Consider the following 22,780-nt stretch of genomic DNA (forward strand, 5'->3'; position numbering starts at 1 on the left):
GCAGACGACGTCGAGTCTTTTCGAACGGTGGAGGCAATCCCGATGAACCGCGGCTTTCCCCTGACTCCGGCCCAGAAGGGGATCTGGCTCGCACAGCAGCTCGACCCGGCCGACCCGGTCTACACGATCGGCTGGTTCGCGGAGCTGCGGGGCGACCTCGACCTCACCCGGTTGCGTGAGGCCGTCGGGCGGGCGGTCGCGGAGGCGGAGTGCCTGCACGTCACGGTGGGATTCGAGGACGGCGAGCCGGTCCAGTTCCCGGCCGCGCCGGGTGAGGTCGCCGTGCTCGACTTCACCGGCGAGCCGGATCCCGAGCGGGCGGCCGACGACTGGGCGCGAGCGGAACTGGCCGCGGTGGCCGACCTCGCCCGGGGCCCGCTCACCGCGCACGCGCTGCTGGTGCTGGCCGAGGACCGGGTCCGCTGGTTCCAGCGCTACCACCATCTGGTGATGGACGCGCACGGGCAGGCGGTCCTGACCCGCCGTGCGGCGGCGCTCTACTCGGGAACCACCGAGACGGTGACATGGCCGCTCTCGGGCTTGGTCGAGGCCGAGGCCGCCTATGACTCGACAGCCGACCACGCCTACTGGCTCGGTGAACTCGCGGGCAGGCCGAACCCGGTGCGGCTGCTCGAACGCGCTTCGGCAGGTCCGGCCAGGTTGCGAAGGCACTCCTGGGAGCTGACGGCGGCGGAGACCGGTCATCTGCGGAAGTTCGCGCTCGACGCGGGAACGAGGCTGTCCCGGGTGGCGATCGCCGCGGTGGCGGCCTACGCCCACCGCGTGACCGGAGCCGAAGACCTCGTCCTCGGCCTGCCGGTCACCGCGCGCACCACCCGTGCCCTGCGCGAGCAGCCGGGGATGATGTCCAACGTCCTGCCGCTGCGCCTGACCGTGCGGCCCGAGACGACGCCGGCGCGGCTGGTCGCCCAGGTCGCCGAGAAGGTCTCCGCGCTGCTGGAGCACAGCCGGTACCGCGGCGAGGACCTCGCGCGGGAACTCGGCGCGAGCGGCGGGGTGCACGAACTCGTCGGGCTGAGCGTGAACTTCATGGCGGTGGACGGCGAACTCGCGTTCGGTGACGCGAGCGCCACCGTGCACAACCTCGAACTCGGGCCGATCAGCGACGTCGCCATCGCCGTCTACGACGCCGATGAAAGCCGGGGCCTGCGCTTCGACTTCGACGCCGACGCGGCCGTGTCCTCGGACGCCGAGCTGGCCGAGCACCGTCGCCGGTTCGCGACGGTGCTGGCCGACCTGGTGGCGCGGCCGGAGCTGCCGCTGGCCGCGATCGACCTGCTCTCGGCCGGGGAACGGGCCGAGGTGCTGGAGCTCGGCACCGCGGTGGCGGATTCGCCGGAGGTGTCCTGGCCCGAGGCGTTCGACCGGGTAGTGGCACTGAAGCCGGATGCCGAGGCCGTCGTCTGCGAGGACGTCCGGCTGACCTATGCCCAGGTCGACGCCGCCGCCAACCGGCTCGCCCGGCTGCTGCGGAACCGGGGTGTGGGTGACGAGGATGTCGTCGCGGTCGCGATGCCGCGGTCGGCGGAGCTCATCGTCGCGCTCCTGGCCGTGATGAAGGCCGGGGCGGCCTACCTTCCGCTCGACCTCGACCATCCCGAAGACCGCGTCGCGTACATGCTTTCCCACGCGGGCGCGGGTGTCGTGGTGTCCACAATGGACGAGGTGGCGCACTTGCCGTCCAGTGTGGACGTCGAACGGGTCCTGCTCGACGATCCGGCGATCGCCGCCGAACTCGGGGCCCTCGACGCGTCCACTGTGGATGTCAGCGGGATCACGCTGAGCCGGGCGGCGTACGTCATCTACACCTCGGGCTCGACCGGGAAGCCGAAGGGCGTTGTCCTGTCCCATGACGGGATCGGGAGCCTGATCAGCACGGCGACCGAACGGATCGGCATCGGCCCGGACAGCCGGGTCGTGCAGTTCGCCTCGACCGGGTTCGACGTGACCGTCTGGGATCTGGTCATGTCGCTGTGCGTCGGCGGAACGCTGATCGTGGTGCCGTCACACCGCCGGGTCGCGGGTGTCGAGCTGACCGGGTACATCGCCGCCCACGAGGCGACGCACATGATCCTGCCGCCGTCGCTGGTCGCGGCCCTGCCGCCGGACTGCGAACTGCCGAAGGGCGCGGTGCTGATCGTCGGCACCGAAACCGTTCCACCGGAACTGATCGCGCGCTGGGCCGAAGACCTGCGGGTCATCGCCGCGTACGGACTGACCGAGGCGACGGTGAACTCCACGCTGTGGGCGGCCGAGCCCGGCTGGACCGGGCCGATCCCGATCGGCAGACCGGATCCGAACACCCGCTGCTACGTCCTCGACACCGCGCTGCGGCCGGTGCCGGTCGGCGTCGAAGGTGAGCTGTACGTCGGTGGCCGCGGTCTCGCGCGGGGTTACGCCGGACGTCCGGGCCTGTCGGCGGAGCGCTTCGTCGCCGATCCCTTCGCCGGGGCCGGCGAACGGATGTACCGCACCGGCGACCGGGTCCGCTGGCGTGCCGACGGCAACCTCGACTTCCTGGGCCGCACCGACCACCAGGTCAAGATCCGGGGCTTCCGGATCGAACCGGGTGAGGTCGAATCCGCGCTCGCCACGTATCCCGGGGTCGACCGGATCGCCGTCGTGCCGCGCGAGGTCAAGCCGGGGGATCGGCGGCTGGTGGCGTATTTCGTCCCGGAGGCGGGCGGTTCGCCGTCGCTGTCGAAGGAACTGCGCGGTCACGCGGAATCGGCGCTGCCGCACTACATGGTGCCGTCCGCGTTCGTGGAACTCGACCGGCTGCCGATCATGCCGAACGGCAAGCTGGACCGCACTTCGCTGCCCCTGCCCGATTTCGGGGCCGCCGCCACCGGCCGCGCGCCGCGGACCGAGCGGGAACGAATCCTGTGCGACGTCGTCGCGCGGGTCCTCGGGCTGGCCTCGGCCGGTGCCGACGACGACTTCTTCTCCCTCGGCGGCGACAGCATCCTGTCGATCCGGCTGGTGCTCGGCGCCGCGGAACAGGGCCTCGCCATCACCCCGCGCCAAGTGTTCCAGCACCGGACTCCCGAGGCATTGGCCGCGTGCGCCGGAGCCGTGTCCGCCGAGTCCACTGCGGACGAGCGGCCGTTGCTCGACCTGACCGGCGCCGAGCGCGCGTCGCTCGCCGAGTACGCCGACGTCCTGCCCGTGACGCCGTTGCAGGAAGGCTTCTTCTTCCACGCGGAGTTCGAGGGCGGTTCGGCCGCCGACATCTACACCGTCCAGGAGGTGCTGCACCTCGAAGGACCGGTCGACGCCGTCACGTTGCGCCGGTCGGTGCAGGCGTTGCTGGACCGGTATTCGTCGCTGCGGTCCGGTTTCCGTCAGCTCGACGGCGGCCGGGTCGTCCAGCTGGTGACCCGGCACGCCGAACTGCCCTGGCGTGAAGTGACCGCCGAGGACGCCGCGGCAGCCTTCGAGGCCGATCGCAAGCGCCGGTTCGACTTCGCCCGGCCGCCCCTCCTGCGGGCGACCTTCGCCCGGCTCGGTGACGACCGGGCCGAACTGGCGCTGACGTTCCACCACATCATCGCCGACGGCTGGTCGGTCGTGGTGCTGCTCCGCGAACTGCTGGCGGCCTATGCGGGAGCGGACGACCCGCGCCCGGAGGTGGACTCGCGCACGGACCATCTGCGGCGGCTCGCGGCGCGCGACCACGAGGCTTCCCGCGAAGCCTGGCGCACAGCCCTGTCCGGGGTGGACGAACCCACCCGGCTGATCGACGCACCAGCCAAGGACGAGCGGCAGCCGTCGCGGGTGCGACTGAGCCTCGGCGGGCGGGCGACGGCGGAGCTGTCGGCCATGGCCCGAGCGCACGGGCTCACCCTCGGCACCGTCCTGCATGGCACCTGGGGGCTTCTGCTCGGCGGCCTCACCGGCCGCGACGACGTGCTGTTCGGCAGCACCGTCTCCGGTCGTGACACCGGCGCCGACGGTCTCGAAGCCGCGATCGGCCTGTACATCAACACGGTGCCGGTGCGGTTGAGCTGGTCGGGTGCCGAAACCTTCGCCACCGTGCTGCGGCGGCTTCAGGACGAGCAGTCCGCGCTGCTGGAGCATCAGCACCTCGGCCTCGGCGAACTGCGGCGCATCGCCGGTGCCGGCCAGGAAGAACTGTTCGACACGCTCGTCGTCGTCGAGAACTTCCCGCGTGACGAGCGCGTGGGTCCGTCCGGAACCGTCCGCCTCACCGGCGTCGAGGTCACCGACGCGGTGCACTTCCCGGTCGCGCTGATCGCGACCCCGGGGGACGACCTGGAGTTCAGCCTCAAGTTCGACGCCGCCCGGATCGACGCGGTCGCGGCCGGGCAGCTCGCGGAACGATTCGCGCGGCTGCTGGAGACGCTGACCGCGAACCCGGCTCTGCCGGTCGCCGCCGTCGATCTGCTGTCGTCCGCCGAACGTGGTCGCCTGGCCGACCTCAACGCCACCGCGCATCCGGTTCCGGAGCGCACGCTGGCCGAGGCGTTCGCCGAGCAGGTCGCCAGGACGCCGTCGGCGACAGCGGTGGTGTTCCAGGACACCGAACTGTCCTATTCGGACCTCGACGTCCGCGCGGAGGCGCTGGCCAGGAGGCTGTGTTCGGCGGGGGCCGGTCCCGAAGAGGTCGTCGCCGTCGCCGTGCCGAGGTCGGCCGAACTGATGATCGCCCTGCTGGGCGTCCTCAAGGCCGGGGCCGCGTATCTGCCCGTCGACCTCGACTACCCCGCCGACCGGCTCGAACACATGCTGGCCGATTCCGGCGCGCGTCTCGTCGTGTCCGAACCCGGGACGGCCTCACGGATCCCCGTGGTCGCCGGGCTCGAACACGTCTCCGTGACCGGCCAGGCCGACGTCGACGACGTGCCGCGCACCCCCGCCGGGCCGGACAACACCGCCTACTTGATCTACACCTCCGGCTCGACCGGGCGGCCGAAGGGCGTGGCGGTCACCCATCGCGCCATCGTCAACCGGCTCGACTGGATGCAGCACGAATACCGGCTCACCGCGGCGGACCGGGTGCTGCAGAAGACGCCGTCGAGTTTCGACGTGTCCGTCTGGGAGTTCTTCTGGGCGCTCTGCGAAGGCGCCGCGGTGGTGCTGGCCGAACCGGACGGCCACCGCGACCCGGCGTATCTCGCGCGGGTGATCCGGGAGCGCGAGATCACCACCTTGCACTTCGTGCCGTCGATGCTCGCCGCGTTCCTGGGCAGCGAAGACGTCACGCAAGACCTCGGCTGGACCCGCTCCCTGCGGCGCGTCTTCTCCAGCGGCGAGGCGCTGACCGGCGAGGTCGCCGCGCGCTGGCGCTCGCTCACCGGGGTCCCCCTGCACAACCTCTACGGCCCGACCGAGGCCGCCGTGGACGTGACCTTCCACCGGGTCAACGGATCCGAGGGCGCGGGAGTCCCCATCGGACGTCCAGTGTGGAACACCCGCCTGCACGTCCTCGACGGCTACCTCCGCCCGGTGCCCGACGGCGTCGCCGGTGAGCTGTACCTCGCCGGCGTCCAGCTGGCCCGTGGCTACCACGGCCGTCCGTCACTGACCGCCGAACGGTTCGTCGCCGATCCCTTCGGCGAACCGGGGCGGCGGCTGTACCGGACCGGGGATCTGGTCCGGCGCCGCGCCGACGGCGAGATCGAGTACCTCGGCCGCACCGACCGCCAGGTGAAGATCCGCGGCAACCGGATCGAACTCGGCGAGATCGAGGCCGTCCTCGCCGCGCAGCCCGGTGTCACGGCCGCCACGGTCGTCGCGAAGGACGGCGCGCTGCTCGGCTACGTGGCCGGTGCCGCGGATCCGGAGCGGCTGCGAGCCGCGGTGAGCGAGGCGCTGCCCGCTCCGATGGTCCCGCGCTCGCTCGTGGTCCTCGACGAATTCCCTTTGACCCCCAGCGGAAAACTCGACGTCCGGGCCCTGCCAGCGCCCAAAATCGCACAGCCCGTGATCGCGGCGACGGGCAACGAACAGGAACGCGCGCTCGCGCGGATCTTCGCGGACGTCCTGGGACTGGACACTGTGGACGTTCACGGGGACTTCTTCCTCCTGGGCGGCGACAGTATCTCCTCGATCGCCGTGTCGAGCCGCGCCCGCCGGGCGGGCTTCGAGCTGAGCCCCAAGGACGTGTTCGAACTCCGGACCCCGGCCGCGCTCGCCGCCGCCGGTCCGCGGACGGAACCGGGTCCGGTGGCGGATGCCGACGGAGTCGGTTCGCTCCCGCTCCTGCCCGAGGTCCTCCGGATCCGGGAGCTGGGTTCCGGGGTACAACCGGAGTCCGTGATCCTGGCCGTGCCGTCCGAGGCCGACGTCGAGACGCTCGCCGCGGCCCTGCAACTGGTCCTCGACCACCACGACGGTCTGCGGCTCGAACTCTCCCGGGTCGCTTCCGTGCTGTGGTCGCTCGAAATCCGTCCACAAGGGACGGTTCAGGCGACGGATCTGCTTCGCCGCGCGACCGGCTCTCTCGAAGCCGAATACCGGGACGCCGCCGACAGGCTGGAGGACAGCCTGCTGCAGGCCGTCTGGTTCGACGAGCCGGGCGAGCTGCTTCTGGTCGCGCATCCGGTCCTGCTGGAAGCGCGGGACTGGGCGACGCTGGCGGCCGATCTCGCCACCGCTTGGCGCGCCGTCACCGATGGCCACGCGCCCGCGTTCACACCGGTGGAGACCTCGCTCAGGACCATCGCCCGCCGGATCACCGGAGCAGCGCAGGATCCCGCGCTGCTCGGCGAAGTCGACCACTGGACCGAAACCCTGGCGCCCGGCGCCTTCGAGGTCCCCACCGCCGGTGAAGTCACCGAGCGCCGGATCACTCTGTCCAGTGAGGACACTCGGACCCTCGTCGGCCCGCTGCCCGCCGCTGTGCACGGCGACGCGACCGACGTCTTCCTGACCGCGCTGAAAGCCGCTGTCGACGGCGACCTCCTGGTCGATCTCCATGGGCGGGTGGACGACGTCTCCCGCACCGTCGGCGCGCTGACGTCGGTTCGTCCGGTGCGGATCACCGTGACCGGCGAACCGCTCGCGATGCTCAAGGCCGTCAAGGAAACCGTCCGGAAGACACCCGGCGGCCACGGTTCGCTGCGCTACCTCAACGCGCAGACCGCGCCGCTGTTCGCCGGTCTCGCCCGGCCGCGGATCGCCCTGCGGTACGCGGGCCGGGTACCCGCCGGAGCGGGGGAGTGGCAGGTCGCCGGGCACGCGGCGGTGCCGCCGCCCGGTGACCACGTGCTGCGGATCGGGGTCGCCTGCGAGGACACCGAGACCGGCCCGAGGCTGGTCGCGACCTTCGCGGGCCCGGCCGAAGCGCTCGCCCTCGCCGACCGGTGGGCCGCCGCCATGGCCGGACTCGCGGCGTCGGACACCGACGCGCCGATGGGGCTCACGCCGTCCGACGTCGAACTGGTGTCGCTGACCCAGGAGGAGATCGCCCGCGTCGAGAAGGTCAGCCCGGTGCCGGTCGCCGATATCTGGCCGCTCTCGCCGCTGCAGGAAGGGCTGTTCTTCCACTCCAGCTACAACTCCGACCGGGTCGACATCTACACGATCCAGGAAGCGATCGACTTCGGCCACCGGCTGGACGCCGACCGGCTGCGAACGGCGGTGTCGGCGTTGCTCCGCCGGATCCCGAGCCTCGGTGCCGGTTTCACCAGCGACGGGCTGCGCGGCCCGGTGCAGTTCGTCGCGGCCACCGTCGAACCTCCGGTGTCCGAAGTGGATCTTTCGGCCCTGCCCGAAGACGAACGACAGGTACGGCTCGACGAACTGATGGCCGAGGACCGGGGGACGCGGTTCGACCTCGGGGCCCCGCCGCTGTTCCGGCTGAAGCTGGTGCGGCTCGGGGACGGGCGCGACCGCGTGGTGCTGAACCGGCATCTGCTGCTGTGGGACGGCTGGTCGGCCTGGCTGTTCATCGAGGAGCTGTTCGCGCTGTACGACCTCGGCGGGGACGACCGGACGCTGCCCGCGGCCGGGTCCTATGTGGACTTCCTCCGCTGGCTGCGGCGGCAGGACATCGAGACCGCCACGACCGCCTGGCGCGAAGCGCTGTCCGGGCTCGCGGAACCGACCGTCCTCGGACCGGACGGCCAGGACCTGGCCCCGGCCACCCCGGTCAACCTGGACACGGTGCTGCCCGGCGACCTGGGCCGCGGGCTCCGGGAACAGGCGCGAAGGCACGGCCTGACCGTCAACTCCGTGCTCAACGCCGCTTGGGGCCTGGTCCTGTCGACGATGACCGGGCGGCACGACGTCGTGTTCGGTGCCGCTGTCGCGGGCAGGCCGGCCGCCGTGCCCGACATCGAGAACACCATCGGCCTGTTCCTCAACACCGTGCCCACCCGGGTGCGGCTCGACCCGGGCGAGTCCGTCCTGGACCTGGTGCGGCGCCTGCAGTCCGAGCGGATGGACCTGACCCCGTACGAGTTCATGAGCCTCGGCGTCCTGCAACGGGAAGCCGGGCATCGAGTTCTGTTCGACACGCTCTTCGTGCTGCGCAACGCCGACGGCGACGAGCGGCGCGAGGGTCTCCGTCATCGGCACGGCATCACCGGCCTGCTCAACATCGACGCGACGCACTACCCGTTGACGCTGGTGGTGACGCCGGGCGAGGAAACCCGGATCACGCTGTCCTACCGGGACGACGTGATCGACGCGGAAGAAGCCGCGTCGGTGCTGGGCCGGTTCACCTCACTGGTCGAGCAGATCGTCGCCGATCCGGCGAAACCCGTCGGCGCGCTCGAGACGGTGTCCGCCGAGGACCGCGCCGCGCTCGAAGCGGGCTGGGCCGAGGCCGGGCACCCGGTCATCGAGGACACGATCGCGGATCTGCTCGCCGTCCAGGCCGAGCGGACCCCGGACGCGACCGCGTTGGTGTTCGACGAGGAGCAACTGACCTACGCCGAACTCGACGCGCGCATCAACCGGATGGCGCGCCTGCTGCTGGCGAAGGGGGCGGAGCCGGAACAGGTGATCGCGCTCGGCCTGCCGCGCTCGATCGACATGGTGGTCGCGTTGTTCGCCGTCCTGCGGACCGGCGCGGCGTACCTGCCGCTGGAACTCGACTATCCGGCCGACCGGCTCGCGGTGATGCTGGCCGACGCCGGGCCGCTCTGCCTGGTGTCCACAAAGGACGTCTCGGCGACGCTGCCCGGCGACGTCCCTCGTATCCTGGTCGACGACCATGAAGACAGGGCGTTCGGCGACGGCCCGATCTCCGACGCCGAACGCCCGCTTTTCGCCCGGGGCCGCGCGGACCGCATGGAGCACCCGGCGTACGTCATCTACACCTCCGGCTCCACGGGCAAGCCCAAGGGCGTCGTCACGCCGTATCGCGGCCTGACGAACATGCAGCTCAACCACCAGGGCGCGATCTTCGCCCCGGCCATCGCGTCGGCGGGCGGGCGGCGGCTGCGGATCGCGCACACCGTGTCGTTCGCCTTCGACATGTCCTGGGAAGAGCTGCTGTGGCTCGTCGAAGGGCACGAGGTCCACGTCTGCGACGAGGAACTGCGGCGGGACGCGCGGGCTCTCGTGGCGTACTGCGACGAGCACCAGGTCGACGTCGTCAACGTGACGCCGACGTACGCCCACCTGCTGATCGAGGAGGGGCTGCTGGAGGACGGCGACGGGCGGCATCGGCCCGCGCTCGTGCTGCTCGGTGGCGAGGCCGTCTCGGAGTCGGTGTGGAACCGGCTGCGCGACACCGACGGGACCTACGGCTACAACCTGTACGGCCCCACCGAATACACGATCAACACCCTCGGTGGCGGCACGACCGACAGCGACACCCCGACCGTCGGCAAGCCGATCTGGAACACCCGCGCCTACATCGTCGACGCCTGGCTCCGGCCGGTCCCCGACGGGGTCGCGGGTGAGCTGTACATCGCGGGCGAAGGGCTGGCCCGTGGCTATCTCGGCCGTCCCGCCCTGACCGCCGAGCGGTTCGTCGCCGACCCGTTCGCCGACGGCGGTGGACGGATGTACCGCACCGGCGACCTGGTGCGGCGCCGGCCGGACGGGAACCTCGACTTCCTCGGCCGGACCGACGACCAGGTGAAGATCCGCGGCTACCGCGTGGAACTCGGCGAGATAGAGACCGCGCTCAGCCGGTATCCGGAGGTCGCGCAGGCCGCCGTCGTCGCCCGGCCGGATCCGTCGGCACCAGGGCTGCAGCGGCTCATCGGCTACGTCGTCCCGGCCGAACTGAGCGGGGACGCGCGTGCCGAGGCGGAGGCCGACCAGGTCGGCGAATGGCGGCAGATCTACTCGGACGAGTACACCGAGATCCCGACCGCGTTGTTCACCGAGGACTTCGCGGGCTGGGACTCCAGCTACGACGGCGATCCCATTCCGCTGGAGCACATGCGGGAGTGGCGGCAGGCGACGGTCGACCGGATCGCCGAGCTGAAGCCGGAGCGGGTGCTGGAGATCGGCGTCGGCACCGGCCTGCTGATGGGGCAGATCGCGCCGCTCGCGCGGGAGTACTGGGGCACCGACCTCGCCGCGCCGGTGATCGCGAAACTGAACCGGGAGCTGGAGCGCGATCCGGAGCTGGCGGCGAAGGTGAACCTGCGCGCCCAGCCGGCGCACGTGTTCGACGGGCTGCCCGCCGGGCGGTTCGACACGATCGTGATCAACTCCGTCATCCAGTACTTCCCGAGCGTCGACTACCTGACCGACGTCGTCACGAAGGCCGTCGGCCTGCTCACGCCCGGTGGCGCGCTGTTCGTCGGTGACGTCCGGAACCTGCGCCTCGCGCGCGCCTTCCACACCGCGATCCAGCTGACCCGCGCCGACGCGACGTCCGACGTGGCCCAGGTACGGCGGGCGATCGAACGTGGTGCCGCGCTGGAGAAGGAACTGCTGATCGATCCGGACTACTTCACCGCGCTCGCACGACGACTGCCGGACGTCGCGGCGCAGGTCCGGATCAAACGGGCCCGGCTGCACAACGAGCTGAGCCGGTATCGCTACGACGCCGTCCTGGTGAAGGAGCCCGCGGAGACCTTGTCGGTCGCACAGGCACCGCGTCTGTCCTGGGACGAGCTCGGTTCCCTCGCCGCGCTGGAGGAACGGCTCGCGGACGCGGAAACCCTGCGGGTGAGCCGGATCCCGGACGCCCGGCAGCTGCCCGAGGTCGAGGCGACCCGGGCGCTGGACGCCGGTGCGCCACTCATCGACGTCTTGGCGCGCTTCCGTGCCGTGGACGGCGTCGAGCCGGAAGACGTGCACGAACTCGGTGACCGGCTCGGTCACCGTGTGCACACCACCTGGTCCGCGGACGGCGCCTTCGAAGCCGTGTTCGTCCACAGGGGACAGCCGGACGCGGTGATCACCGATGTGCACCTGCCGGTCTCGGTCGGGACGAACCTGGCCAAGTACGCCACAAGCCCGACTTCGGCACGCGGCGGCGGCGAACTGGTGCAACGCCTGCGGGACCGGCTGAAGACGGAGCTGCCGGACTACATGGTCCCGGCCGCGTTCGTCACCCTCGGCGGCTTGCCGTTGACCGACAACGGCAAGCTCAACGTGCGGGCGCTGCCGGACGCCGATCCGGCGGTCCGGCTCGCCGAAAGCCGCCCGGCCGGGACCGCCGCGGAAGAAACACTGTGCGCGCTCTTCGCGGAGGTCCTCGGACTGGACGAGGTCGGCGTCGAGGACAACTTCTTCGACCTCGGCGGCCACTCGCTGCTGGCCACCCGGCTGATCAGCCGGGCGAGGACCGAACTCGGGGCCGAACTGGCGATCCGTGACCTGTTCGAGGCGCCGACGGTCGCCGAACTGGCCGCCCGCGCCGGTGGCGGTGAACCGGCGCGGCCGGCGGTGGTCCGTGCCGAACGCCCGGACCGGATCCCGCTTTCGGCCGCGCAGCGCAGCCTCTGGCTGGTCGACCGCATGGAAGCGAACGCGGTCGCCTACAACTTCCCGCTGACCTTCCGGCTGCGCGGCGAGCTGGACTTCGACGCGCTGCGGGCCGCGCTGGGCGACGTGCTCGGCAGGCACGAGGTCCTGCGGACCGTCTTCGCCGAGGACGACGGTGAGCCGTACCAGCGCGTTCTCGACGCGCCGGAGATCCCGTTCGCCGTCGAGGAGTGCGACGAGGCCGGGCTGGACGCTCGCGTCGCCGAGCTTTCGCGGACGCCCTTCGACCTCGCCCGCGAGATCCCGGTCCGGCTGCGGGTGCTGCGGCTCGGCGCCGAAGACCAGGTGATCTCGCTGGTCCTGCACCACAGCGCGACCGACGAATGGTCCGATCGCCCGTTCCTGGCCGATCTGAACTCGGCCTATCAGGCGCGGCGCACCGGCGACGCTCCCCTGTGGTCGGACCTGCCGGTGCAGTACGCGGACTTCGCGTTGTGGCAGAAGGACTTCCTCGAACAGCGTGGGGCCGGCCAAATCGCCTTCTGGGCGGGCTCCCTGCGCGGAGCGCCAGAGGAACTGACGCTGCCGCTGGACCGCTCGCGTCCGCCGCGGCCGACCGGCCGAGGCGGAAAGGTCAGGTTCCAGCTGCCCCAGGAGCTGTCGGCCGCCGTGCGTGACCTGGCGGCGAAGGCGGGAGCGAGCCCGTTCATGGTGCTTCAGGCAGCTGTGGCCGTGCTGCTGCACCGCACCGGTGCCGGGGACGACATCCCGCTCGGCGCCCCGATCGCGGGACGCACCGACGCGGCACTGGACGACCTCGTCGGGTTCTTCGTCAACACCCTGGTCCTGCGGACCGATCTCTCCGGCGAGCCGACGTTCGCCGCCCTGCTGGACAGGGTGCGTGAGGCGGATCTCGCCGCGTTCTCGCACGGTGACCTGCCGTTCGAACGCGTCGTCGAAGAGCTGAACCCGCCCCGGGTGCCGGGTCGTAACCCGCTGTTCCAGGTGATGGTGGGCTATCACCGGCAAACCGGTGCCCACGACGTGCTCGGCCTGCCCGCCGAGTGGTTCGAGATGGACACCGGTATGGCGAAATTCGACCTGCACTTCACGATGGTCGACGACGAGCACACCGCCACGCTGATGCTGGAGTACGCCGAAGACCTCGCCGACGAGGTGACGGCACGACGGCTGCTGCACCGGCTCGCGTCCCTGCTGGAGCAGGCCACCGCCGCACCGGACCGGCCGGTCGGCGCACTCGACATCCTCGCCGCCGACGAACTCGCGCGGGTGACCGAGTGGAACCGCACGGCTCGTGAAGTCCCGGTCACGACGCTGCCGGAGTTGTTCGAGGCGCAGGTGGCGCGGACGCCGGACGCGCTCGCTGTGGTGTTCGAGGACAGTGAGCTTTCCTACGCGGAGTTCAACGCGCGAGCGAACCAGCTGGCGCGGTGGCTCGTCGATGAGGGCGTGGGCGCGGAGTCGGTGGTGGCGGTGGCCCTGCCGCGCTCGATCGACCTGGTGATCGCGTTGTACGCGGTGCACAAGGCGGGTGGGGCCTACCTGCCGGTCGACCGCGACTACCCGGCGGATCGCATCGCGTTCATGCTCGAAGACGCTGCTCCCGCGGTGATTTTGGAGACGCTGCCTGAGGTCGACGGCTATTCCGGCGAGAACCTGGGCCGGGTGGTGGATCCGAAGTCTCCGGCGTATGTGATCTACACGTCGGGTTCGACGGGGCGGCCCAAGGGTGTGGTGGTGCCTCATGAAGGCATCGTGAACCGGTTGTTGTGGATGCAGGACGAGTACGGTCTGACCGCTGATGACCGGGTGTTGCAGAAGACGCCGTCGAGTTTCGATGTGTCGGTGTGGGAGTTCTTCTGGCCGCTCATCACCGGCGCCACGCTGGTGGTCGCCCAGCCCGAGGGGCACAAGGACCCGACGTACCTGGCGGAGCTGATCCGCACCGAGGGGATCACCACTGTCCACTTCGTCCCGTCGATGCTCGCGCTGTTCCTGGAGACGGCGGAGTGCGCCGGACTGCGGCGCGTCATCTGCAGTGGTGAGGCGCTGCCGTCCGAGCTGGCCGCCCGCGTGGACGTCCCGCTGTACAACCTTTACGGCCCGACCGAAGCGTCGGTCGATGTGACCGCCTGGCCCGCCGGTGCCGGGACGGCACCGACCGTCCCGATCGGACGTCCGGTGTGGAACACGCGGACCTATGTGCTGGACGCCCGGTTGAAGCCGGTCCCGCCGGGAGTCCCCGGTGAGCTTTACCTCGCCGGTGCGCAGCTCGCGCGCGGGTACCTGGCCCGGCCAGGACTGACCGCCGAGCGGTTCGTCGCCGACCCGTTCGGCGGCGCGGGGGAGCGGATGTACCGGACCGGTGACCTCGCGCGCTGGTCCGCCGACGGGGTCCTGGAGTTCCTGGGCCGTGTCGACGACCAGGTCAAGATCCGTGGTTTCCGGGTCGAACTCGGCGAAGTCGAGGCGGCCCTGACCGCGGCCGGGTCCGTCACGCGTGCCGTGGTCGTGGCCCGGGACGACCGGCTGGTCGCCTATGTCGTCGGCTCCGACACAGGGTTGCGGGACGCGGTGGCGGCGAAGCTGCCCGAGCACATGGTGCCGTCGGCGTTCGTCGTCCTCGACGAGATTCCGTTGACCCCGAACGGCAAACTCGATCGCAAGGCGCTCGCCTCTCTCGAATACGCCTCGCCCGGGTTCGCGGCCACCGAAGGCCGCGAACCACGGAACGCGCGGGAAGAGGCCTTGTGCGCGTTGTTCGCCGACGTGCTCGACGTGGACCGGGTCGGGATCAATGACGACTTCTTCGCCCTCGGCGGGCATTCGCTGCTGGTGATGCGGCTGGTCAGCCGGATCTCGGCGAGTCTGGACGCCACGGTGTCGGTACGTGACGTTTTCGACGCCCCCACCGTCACGGCGCTGGCCGAACGGCTCGCCGGGTCGTCGGCCCGACCGGTCCTTGGTGTGGGTGAACGACCGGACGTGCTGCCGCTTTCCCCCGCGCAGCAACGGTTGTGGTTTCTGTACCGGCTCGAAGGGGTCACTGCCACCTACAACATCCCGCTCGCCTGGCGGCTGCACGGTGAACTGGACGCCGGCGCCCTGCGGGCGGCGATCGGCGACGTCGCCGAGCGGCACGAGACACTCCGGACCCTGTTCGTCGAGGAGGAAGGCGTCGCGGCACAGCGGATTTTGGCCGACGCGCGACCGGAGGTCCGCTTCTGCGACGCGACGGACTTGCCTGCCCAGCTGTCCGCCGAAGCCGGACGCGGCTTCGCCCTCGACGAGGAACTCCCGATCCGGGTCACCGTGTTCGCGGTCTCGCCGACGGAACACGTCCTGCTGCTGGTGCTGCACCACGTGGCGACGGACGAGTGGTCGCGAGGACCGCTGATTGCCGATCTCGCCACGGCGTACAAGTCGAGGCTGGCCGGATACGGTCCACAGTGGACCGAACTTCCGGTCCAGTACGCGGACTACGCCTTATGGCAACGGGAACTGCTTGATGCGACGGCCTCCGAGCACCTCGAGTTCTGGCGGGACACGCTGGCCGGGCTACCGGACGAACTCGCCCTGCCGACGGACCGGCCACGGCCGGCGGAATCGACTCACCGCGGCGGCCTGGTCAGCTTCCCGATCGACGCCGCGCTCACCGCACGGCTGCGCGAGGTCGCCCGTCGTCACGACGTCAGCATGTTCATGCTGGCGCAGGCCGCGGTCGCGGCGCTGCTGCACCGGCTCGGCGCCGGGGACGACATCCCTCTCGGCGCACCGAGTTCCGGCCGCACCGACGAACGGCTGGAGCCACTGGTCGGGTTCTTCGTGAACTCGCTCGTACTGCGCACCGACCTGTCCGGCGACCCCGCGTTCGGCGACCTGTTGTCGCGGGTGCGGTCGGCGGACCTGGCCGCTTTCGAGCATCAGGACCTGCCGTTCGAGCGGCTGGTCGACGCGGTCAACCCGGACCGCTCGCTCGCCAGGCACCCGTTGTTCCAGGTGATGGTGGTCTATCTGCCCGAATCGGGCGACCGGCTGGAGCTGCCGGGCCTGCACGCGGACCAGGAGGACTTCGCGCAGGGGGTCGCCAAGTTCGATCTCGAATTCGGGTTCCTGGAGAACGTCAACGGGATCTCGGGCGCGATCGAGTACAGCGCCGACCTGTTCGACGAGACCACGGCCGAGGCGTTCGGGCGGCGGCTGATCGCCGTCCTGGCGCAGGTGGCCGCCGATCCCACGGTTCCCGTCGGCGCGCTCGACGTCGTCGGCGAAGACGAGCGCACGCTCCTCGGGCACTGGAACGACACCTCGCACGACGCTCCGGCGACGACGCTGCCGGAGTTGTTCGAGGCTCAGGTGGCGCGGACGCCGGACGCGCTCGCTGTGGTGTTCGAGGACAGCGAGCTTTCCTACGCGGAGTTCAACGCGCGAGCGAACCAGCTGGCGCGGTGGCTGGTCGAGCAGGGCGTGGGCGCGGAGTCGGTGGTGGCGGTCTCGCTGCCGCGGTCGCTCGATCTCGTCGTCGCGCTGTACGCGGTGCACAAGGCCGGTGGCGCCTACCTGCCGTTGGACACCGACTACCCGGCCGACCGGCTGGCGTTCATGCTCGAAGACGCGGCTCCTGCCGTCGTTCTCGATACCCTGCCTGATCTCGACGGCTATTCCGGTGAGAATCTCGGCCGCGTTGTCGATCCGAAGTCTCCGGCGTATGTGATTTACACGTCGGGTTCGACGGGGCGGCCCAAGGGTGTGGTGGTGCCGCATTCCGGCATCGTGAACCGGTTGTTGTGGATGCGGGACGAGTACGGTCTCACGGCTGATGATCGGGTGTTGCAGAAGACGCCGTCGAGTTTCGATGTGTCGGTGTGGGAGTTCTTCTGGCCGCTCATCACCGGCGCCACGCTGGTGGTCGCCAAACCGGACGGGCACCGGGATCCGCGGTACCTCGAGACGGTGATCCGCGACCAGCGGATCACAACCCTGCACTTCGTCCCTTCGATGCTGGAGGCGTTCCTCGCCGAGGAACCGGGCTGGCACGGGGTCCGCCGGGTCCTGTGCAGTGGCGAGGCGCTCCCGCCGGAACTGGCCGCCCGCGTGGACGTTCCGCTGCACAATCTCTACGGACCCACCGAAGCCTCGGTGGACGTCACCTCATGGAAGGTCGTCGACGACACCGTCCCCATCGGACGTCCGGTGTGGAACACCCGGGTGCACGTGCTGGATGCCCGGCTGCGGCCGGTTCCGCCGGGCGTCGCCGGTGAGCTGTACCTGGCGGGGACACAGCTGGCGCGTGGCTACCTCGGGCGGGCGGGTCTGACGTCCGAACGATTCGTGGCGAACCCGTTCGCGGCGGGGGAGCGGATGTACCGCACGGGTGACCTCGCGCGGTGGCGTTCCGACGGCGTCCTCGAATACCTGGGCCGTATCGACGATCAGGTCAAGCTGCGTGGGTTCCGGATCGAGCCGGGCGAGATCGAGGCCGTGCTCTCCCGGCGGGGCCCTGCGCGAGTGGTCCTGCGCGAAGGCAGGCTCGTCGCCTACCTCGCCGGTCCGGCCGACATCGAAGACCTCCGGCGGCAGGCGGAGGCCGCGCTGCCGGAGTACATGGTGCCGTCGGCGTTCGTGGTGCTGGACGAATTCCCCTTGACCCCCAACGGGAAGCTCGACCGCAAGGCGCTTCCCGCCCCCGACTTCGCCGAGGCGGTCTCCGACGACGCTCCGCGCACGCCGCGGGAGGAACTGCTCGCGTCGCTCGTCGCGGGCGTCCTCGGGCTGGACAAGGTCGGTATCCACGACGACTTCTTCCGCCTCGGCGGCGACAGCATCGTCGCGATGCAGCTGGTCGGCCGCGTACGGACCGCCGGGCTGCTGCTCAGCCCGCGTGATGTCTTCCGGCACCGCACCGTGGCCGCCTTGGCGGAGGTCAGCACGGTGCGGCTCGACGCGCCCGCGTCGGCGAGCGGGAAGCCGTTGGTCGACCTCGACGCGGGCGAACGCGCCGAGATCCTCGAAGTCGCCCCGGCCACGGCCGAGGTGTGGCCGCTGACGCCGTTGCAGGCGGGGTTGCTGTTCCACGCCACGATGGACGGCGAGGGGCCCGACGTCTACACCGTCCAGGTCTCCTTCGAACTCGACGGTCCGCTCGACCCGCGGCGGCTTCAGGAGGCCGCTCAGGCGCTCGTCGACCGGCACGCGGTCCTGCGCACCGGTTATCGCTACCTGGCGTCCGGCCGTCCGGTCGCGCTCGTGGCGCGTTCGGTCACGGTTCCCTGGCGTTTCGTGGAATCGGACGGCGATGTCGAAGCGGAGCTGGCTCACGACCGTCGCCGGTTCGATCCGGCGTCCGCGCCGGTGCTGCGTTTCCTGGTGCTGGCCCTGCCGGACGGGCGGCACCGGCTGGTGTGCACCCACCAGCACGTCCTGCTCGACGGCTGGTCGGTTCCGCAGCTGTTCGCGGAGCTGTCGCAGCTGTACGCGGGCGCGGACCTCGCGCCGGCCAGGCAGTACCGCGACCACCTCGCCTGGCTCGGAGACCAGGATCGCGAGGCGGCCGAGACCGCTTGGCGGCAGGCACTCGACGGCCTGACCGAACCGACCCACCTCGTCCCGCACGACCCCCAGCGAGCACCGGCGTTGCCGGAGCGCCGCACCCTGGAGCTGCCGGAACAGGCGACCGCCGCGCTGGCCGGACTGGCCCGTACGCGAGGGCTGACCCTCAACACCCTCGTCCAGACGGCGTGGAGCATCGTGCTCGGCAGGCTGACCGGGCGGTCGGACGTCGTGTTCGGCGCGACGGTCGCCGGCCGCCCGCCCGAACTGGCCGGGGTCGAGCGGATGATCGGCCTGTTCATCAACACGGTCCCGGTGCGGATCGCGGTCGATCCCGCCGAAAAACTGAGCACGCTGCTCGACCGGGTCCAGGACGAACAGGCGAGCCTCCTCGCGCACCAGCACCTCGGGCTCGCCGACATCCAGCGTGGCGCCGGGCTCGGCGAGCTGTTCGACACGCTGATGGTGTTCGAGAGCTACCCGGGCGCGGAAGCGGACGAGACCGGTGCCGGGCTGCGCGGGGAAAACGTGCGTCACGAGGACTCCACGCACTATCCGCTCACCTGGGCGGTGGAACCCGGCACGAGGCTGAAGCTCACCGCCGAGTACCGCGCCGACCTGTTCGACGCCGGTATGCCGGAACGGCTCACGGTCGCGATGGACCGGGTGCTGACCGCGATGGTGTCCGATGTGGACACTCTCGTCGGCCGGGTCGGGATCCTGGCCGAGACCGAACTCGACCGGATCCTGCGCGACGGGACCGGCGCGGCCATCGCCGTCGAACCGTCCACTGTGGCCGGTCTGTTCGAGGCGCAGGTCCGGCGCTCGCCCGGCGCGGTGGCGGTGGTGTCCGGCGACGTCACCTGGACCTTCACCGAGCTGAACGACCGCGCCAACCGCCTCGGCCGGGCACTGGTCGCGCACGGCGTCGGGCCGGAGGACTTCGTGGCGCTGGCGCTGCCGCGGTCGGCGGACGTGCTGCTGGCGATCCTCGCCGTGCACAAAGCGGGCGCGGCGTATCTGCCGCTCGATCCGGACTACCCGGCCGAGCGGCTGGCCGCGATGCTGGCCGACGCGCGGCCCAAGGTGATCCTGACCGAACCCGAGCTGCTGGAGTCGCTGCCCCGGACCGGGATCGAGACGCTCGCGCTGTGCGCACTCGTCACCGAGGACAGGCTCACGCACGACCTGACCGACCGGGACCGCGTCCGCCCGCTCCTCCCGGAACATCCGGCGTACGTGATCTACACGTCGGGTTCGACGGGGACGCCCAAGGGGGTCGTCGTCCCGCATCGCGGCGTGGTGAACCTGTTCCACAGTCATCGCGCCACGTTGCATCGGCCGGCGGTCGAGGCCACCGGTAAACCGCATCTGCGGGTGGGACACGCCTGGTCGTTCTCCTTCGACGCCTCCTGGCAGCCGCAGCTGTGGCTGCTCGACGGGCACGCCGTGCACATCGTGGACGAACAGACCCGGCGCGACCCCGAGCTGCTGGCCGCGATGATCGCCCGGGACGGTTTCGACTTCATCGAGGTCACACCGTCGTTCTTCGCGCAGATGGCGGAGGCCGGTCTGCTCGACGGCGACCGGTGCCCGCTGGCCGTGATCGGGGTCGGCGGCGAAGCGGTGCCCGAGAGCCTGTGGCGTCGGCTGGCCTCCCTGGACGGAACCGAGGCCTTCAACCTGTACGGGCCCACGGAGTCCACAGTGGACGCCTTGGTCGCGCGGATCGGCGACAGCGACAAGCCGCTGGTCGGCCGTCCGGTCGCGAACACCCGCGCCTACGTGCTGGACGCGGCGCTGCGGCCGGTGCCGCCGGGAGTCACCGGTGAGCTGTACCTCGCCGGTGCCGGTCTCGCCCGCGGTTACCTCGGGCGGGCCGCGCTGACCTCGGAGCGGTTCGTGGCCGACCCCTTCGGTCCCGCTGGTGCCCGGATGTACCGCACCGGCGACCTCGCCCGGTGGACCGCGGACGGACGGCTGGACTTCGGTGGCCGCGCCGACGACCAGGCGAAGATCCGCGGATTCCGGGTCGAGCCGGGCGAGATCCAAGCCGTGCTGGAACGGCACGACGAGGTCACGCAGGCCGTCGTCCTGGTCCGCGAGGACCGGCCGCGGGTCAAACAGCTGGTGGCCTACGTCGTGTCCACTGTGGACCAGGGGGAACTGCGGCGGTTCGCGAGCGAGACGTTGCCGGACTACCTGGTCCCGGCGGCGTTCGTCACGCTCGACACGCTTCCGGTACTGTCCAACGGGAAACTGGACCGCAAGGCGCTGCCCGCGCCGGATTACACGGAGCTGGCCGGTGGCCGTGCGCCGGAAACCGAGCGGGAGAAGGCGCTGTGCGCGCTCTTCGCGGAAGTGCTCGACGTGCCGGAACTCGGCGCCGACGACGACTTCTTCGCCCTCGGCGGGGACAGCATCGTCGCCATGCGGCTGGTCAGCCGGGCCCGTGCGGCCGGCTTGAAGATCACCCCGCACGACGTGTTCGCGCACCGGACCGTCGAGGCCCTCGCCGAGGTCGCGGAGAGCCTGGCGGACGAGGACACGGTCGCACTGACGCCGATCATGCACGCGCTACGGGGACTGGGCGGGCCGATCGCCGGGTACCACCAGGCCGCCCTGGTGCGGACGCCGTCCGGGATGACCGCCGGCCAACTGGAGAAGGTACTCGGTGCCGTCGTCGCGCGGCATGACATGCTGCGTGCCCGGCTCGACCGGTCGGTGGACGGCTGGGCACTCCGGGTGGCGGAAACCGTCGACGTCCTCGTCGAACGTGTCGACGTCGAAGGCGGCGACCTGGCCGCTTCGATCGAGCGGCACGCGGAGCCGACCCGTGCCAGGCTCGACCCGGACGCCGGGGTGATGCTGAGCGCGACCTGGTTCGACGCGGGGCCGTCGAGCCCCGGCCGGTTGCTGCTGATGATCCATCACCTGGCTGTCGACGGTGTCTCGTGGCGGATCCTGTTGCCGGACCTCGCTTCCGCCTGGGCAGCGGTCGCCGACGGCCGCGAACCGGACCTGTCCCCTGTGGACACCTCGTTCCGGCGATGGTCGCGGGCACTGTCCGAACAGGACCGCGGGGGCGAGCTGGACCTGTGGAAGTCGGTACTGGGCGGCGGGGACCCGCTCCCGCTGGACCGGCCGCTGGACCACGAACGCGACGTGACCGCCACGGTGAAGAAGGTGTCGCTGACCCTGCCCGCCGAGCGGACGGCTCCGTTGCTTTCCCGTGTACCGTCGGCGTTCGGGGCGACGATCAACGACGTCCTGCTCACCGGGCTCGCGCTCGCCGTCGCCCGGTGGCGCCGGGACGAGGGCCGCGCGGTGCTGGTCGACGTCGAGGGGCACGGCCGTGAGGAGGAACTGGCCGGTGGCGCGGATCTTTCGCGGACGGTCGGCTGGTTCACCAGCGTCGTGCCGGTATGCCTCGATCCGGGCGAGCTGGACCTGGACGACGCGTTCTCGGGCGGAGCCGCCGCCGGTGCCGCGCTCGACCGGGTCCGGGCGCATCTCGCCGGGCTGCCGGACGCGGGGATCGGGCACGGGCTGCTCCGGTATCTCGACCCGCGTACCGGTCCCGAACTGGCGGCGTTCGTGAAACCGCAGATCGAGTTCAACTACCTGGGCCGGATCGGCGTCCCCGAGGCGACGGACTGGTCGTACGCGGCGGAGGCCGAGGCGGCGGAACTCGGGGCGGACGATCACATGCCGGTCTCGCACGCGCTCACCCTCGACGCACTGACCGAGGACCGCCCCGGCGGCCCCGAACTGACCGCGCAGTGGTCCTGGCCGGAGGCCGTACTGACCGAAGACTCGGTGCGGGAACTGGCGGAAGGCTGGTTCACCGCACTCGACGCGCTCATCCGCCGGGCTGACGCACCGGCCACGAAGAAGGAGAACAAGGAATGACGAACCCGTTCGAGAACCCCGACGGCACGTACCTGGTGCTGGTCAACGACGAGGGCCAGCACAGCCTGTGGCCCGAGTTCGTCGAGGTCCCGGCGGGCTGGACCACGAAGTTCGGCCCGGCTTCGCGGACCGAGTGCCTCGAGTACGTCGAGACCAACTGGACCGATCTGCGGCCCGCTTCGCTCGTCAAGGCCATGGAGTCCTGATTCGATTGGGGCTCGTGAGTGATTTGGGTCGTTAGAACGAACCCTCCCTTAGGTACCTACTCGTCACCTGCGTCTTTGCTCGCGTGAAGTACATGATGGCCCCCTTCCTTGCGCTAGGCGCAAGGAAGGGGGCCATCATGTACTGGGGAAGGTGTGAAGGCCTCCTGCAGGAACTCTGAGCCCCCTAAGGAGGCCTTCACGGTCAG

General features: G+C 70.9%; 1 protein-coding gene and 1 pseudogene. Both read left to right on the forward strand.

The genetic code is table 11. The features are described 5' to 3' along the window. Nucleotides 1-18: 18 nt before the first annotated feature. Nucleotides 19-22,368: pseudogene (locus tag AVL48_RS01080) on the forward strand (non-ribosomal peptide synthase/polyketide synthase); the annotation flags it as partial. Then, nucleotides 22,365-22,574 carry an MbtH family protein gene (locus AVL48_RS01085; RefSeq protein ID WP_061982903.1) on the forward strand — a complete coding sequence of 70 codons (210 nt, stop codon included), beginning with the start codon at nt 22,365-22,367 and terminating at the stop codon, nt 22,572-22,574. The pseudogene AVL48_RS01080 and the gene AVL48_RS01085, both read left to right, overlap by 4 nt. Nucleotides 22,575-22,780: the final 206 nt, after the last annotated feature.

The sequence above is a fragment of the Amycolatopsis regifaucium genome (assembly GCF_001613935.1).
GTDB classification, from domain to species: Bacteria; Actinomycetota; Actinomycetes; order Mycobacteriales; family Pseudonocardiaceae; genus Amycolatopsis; species Amycolatopsis regifaucium.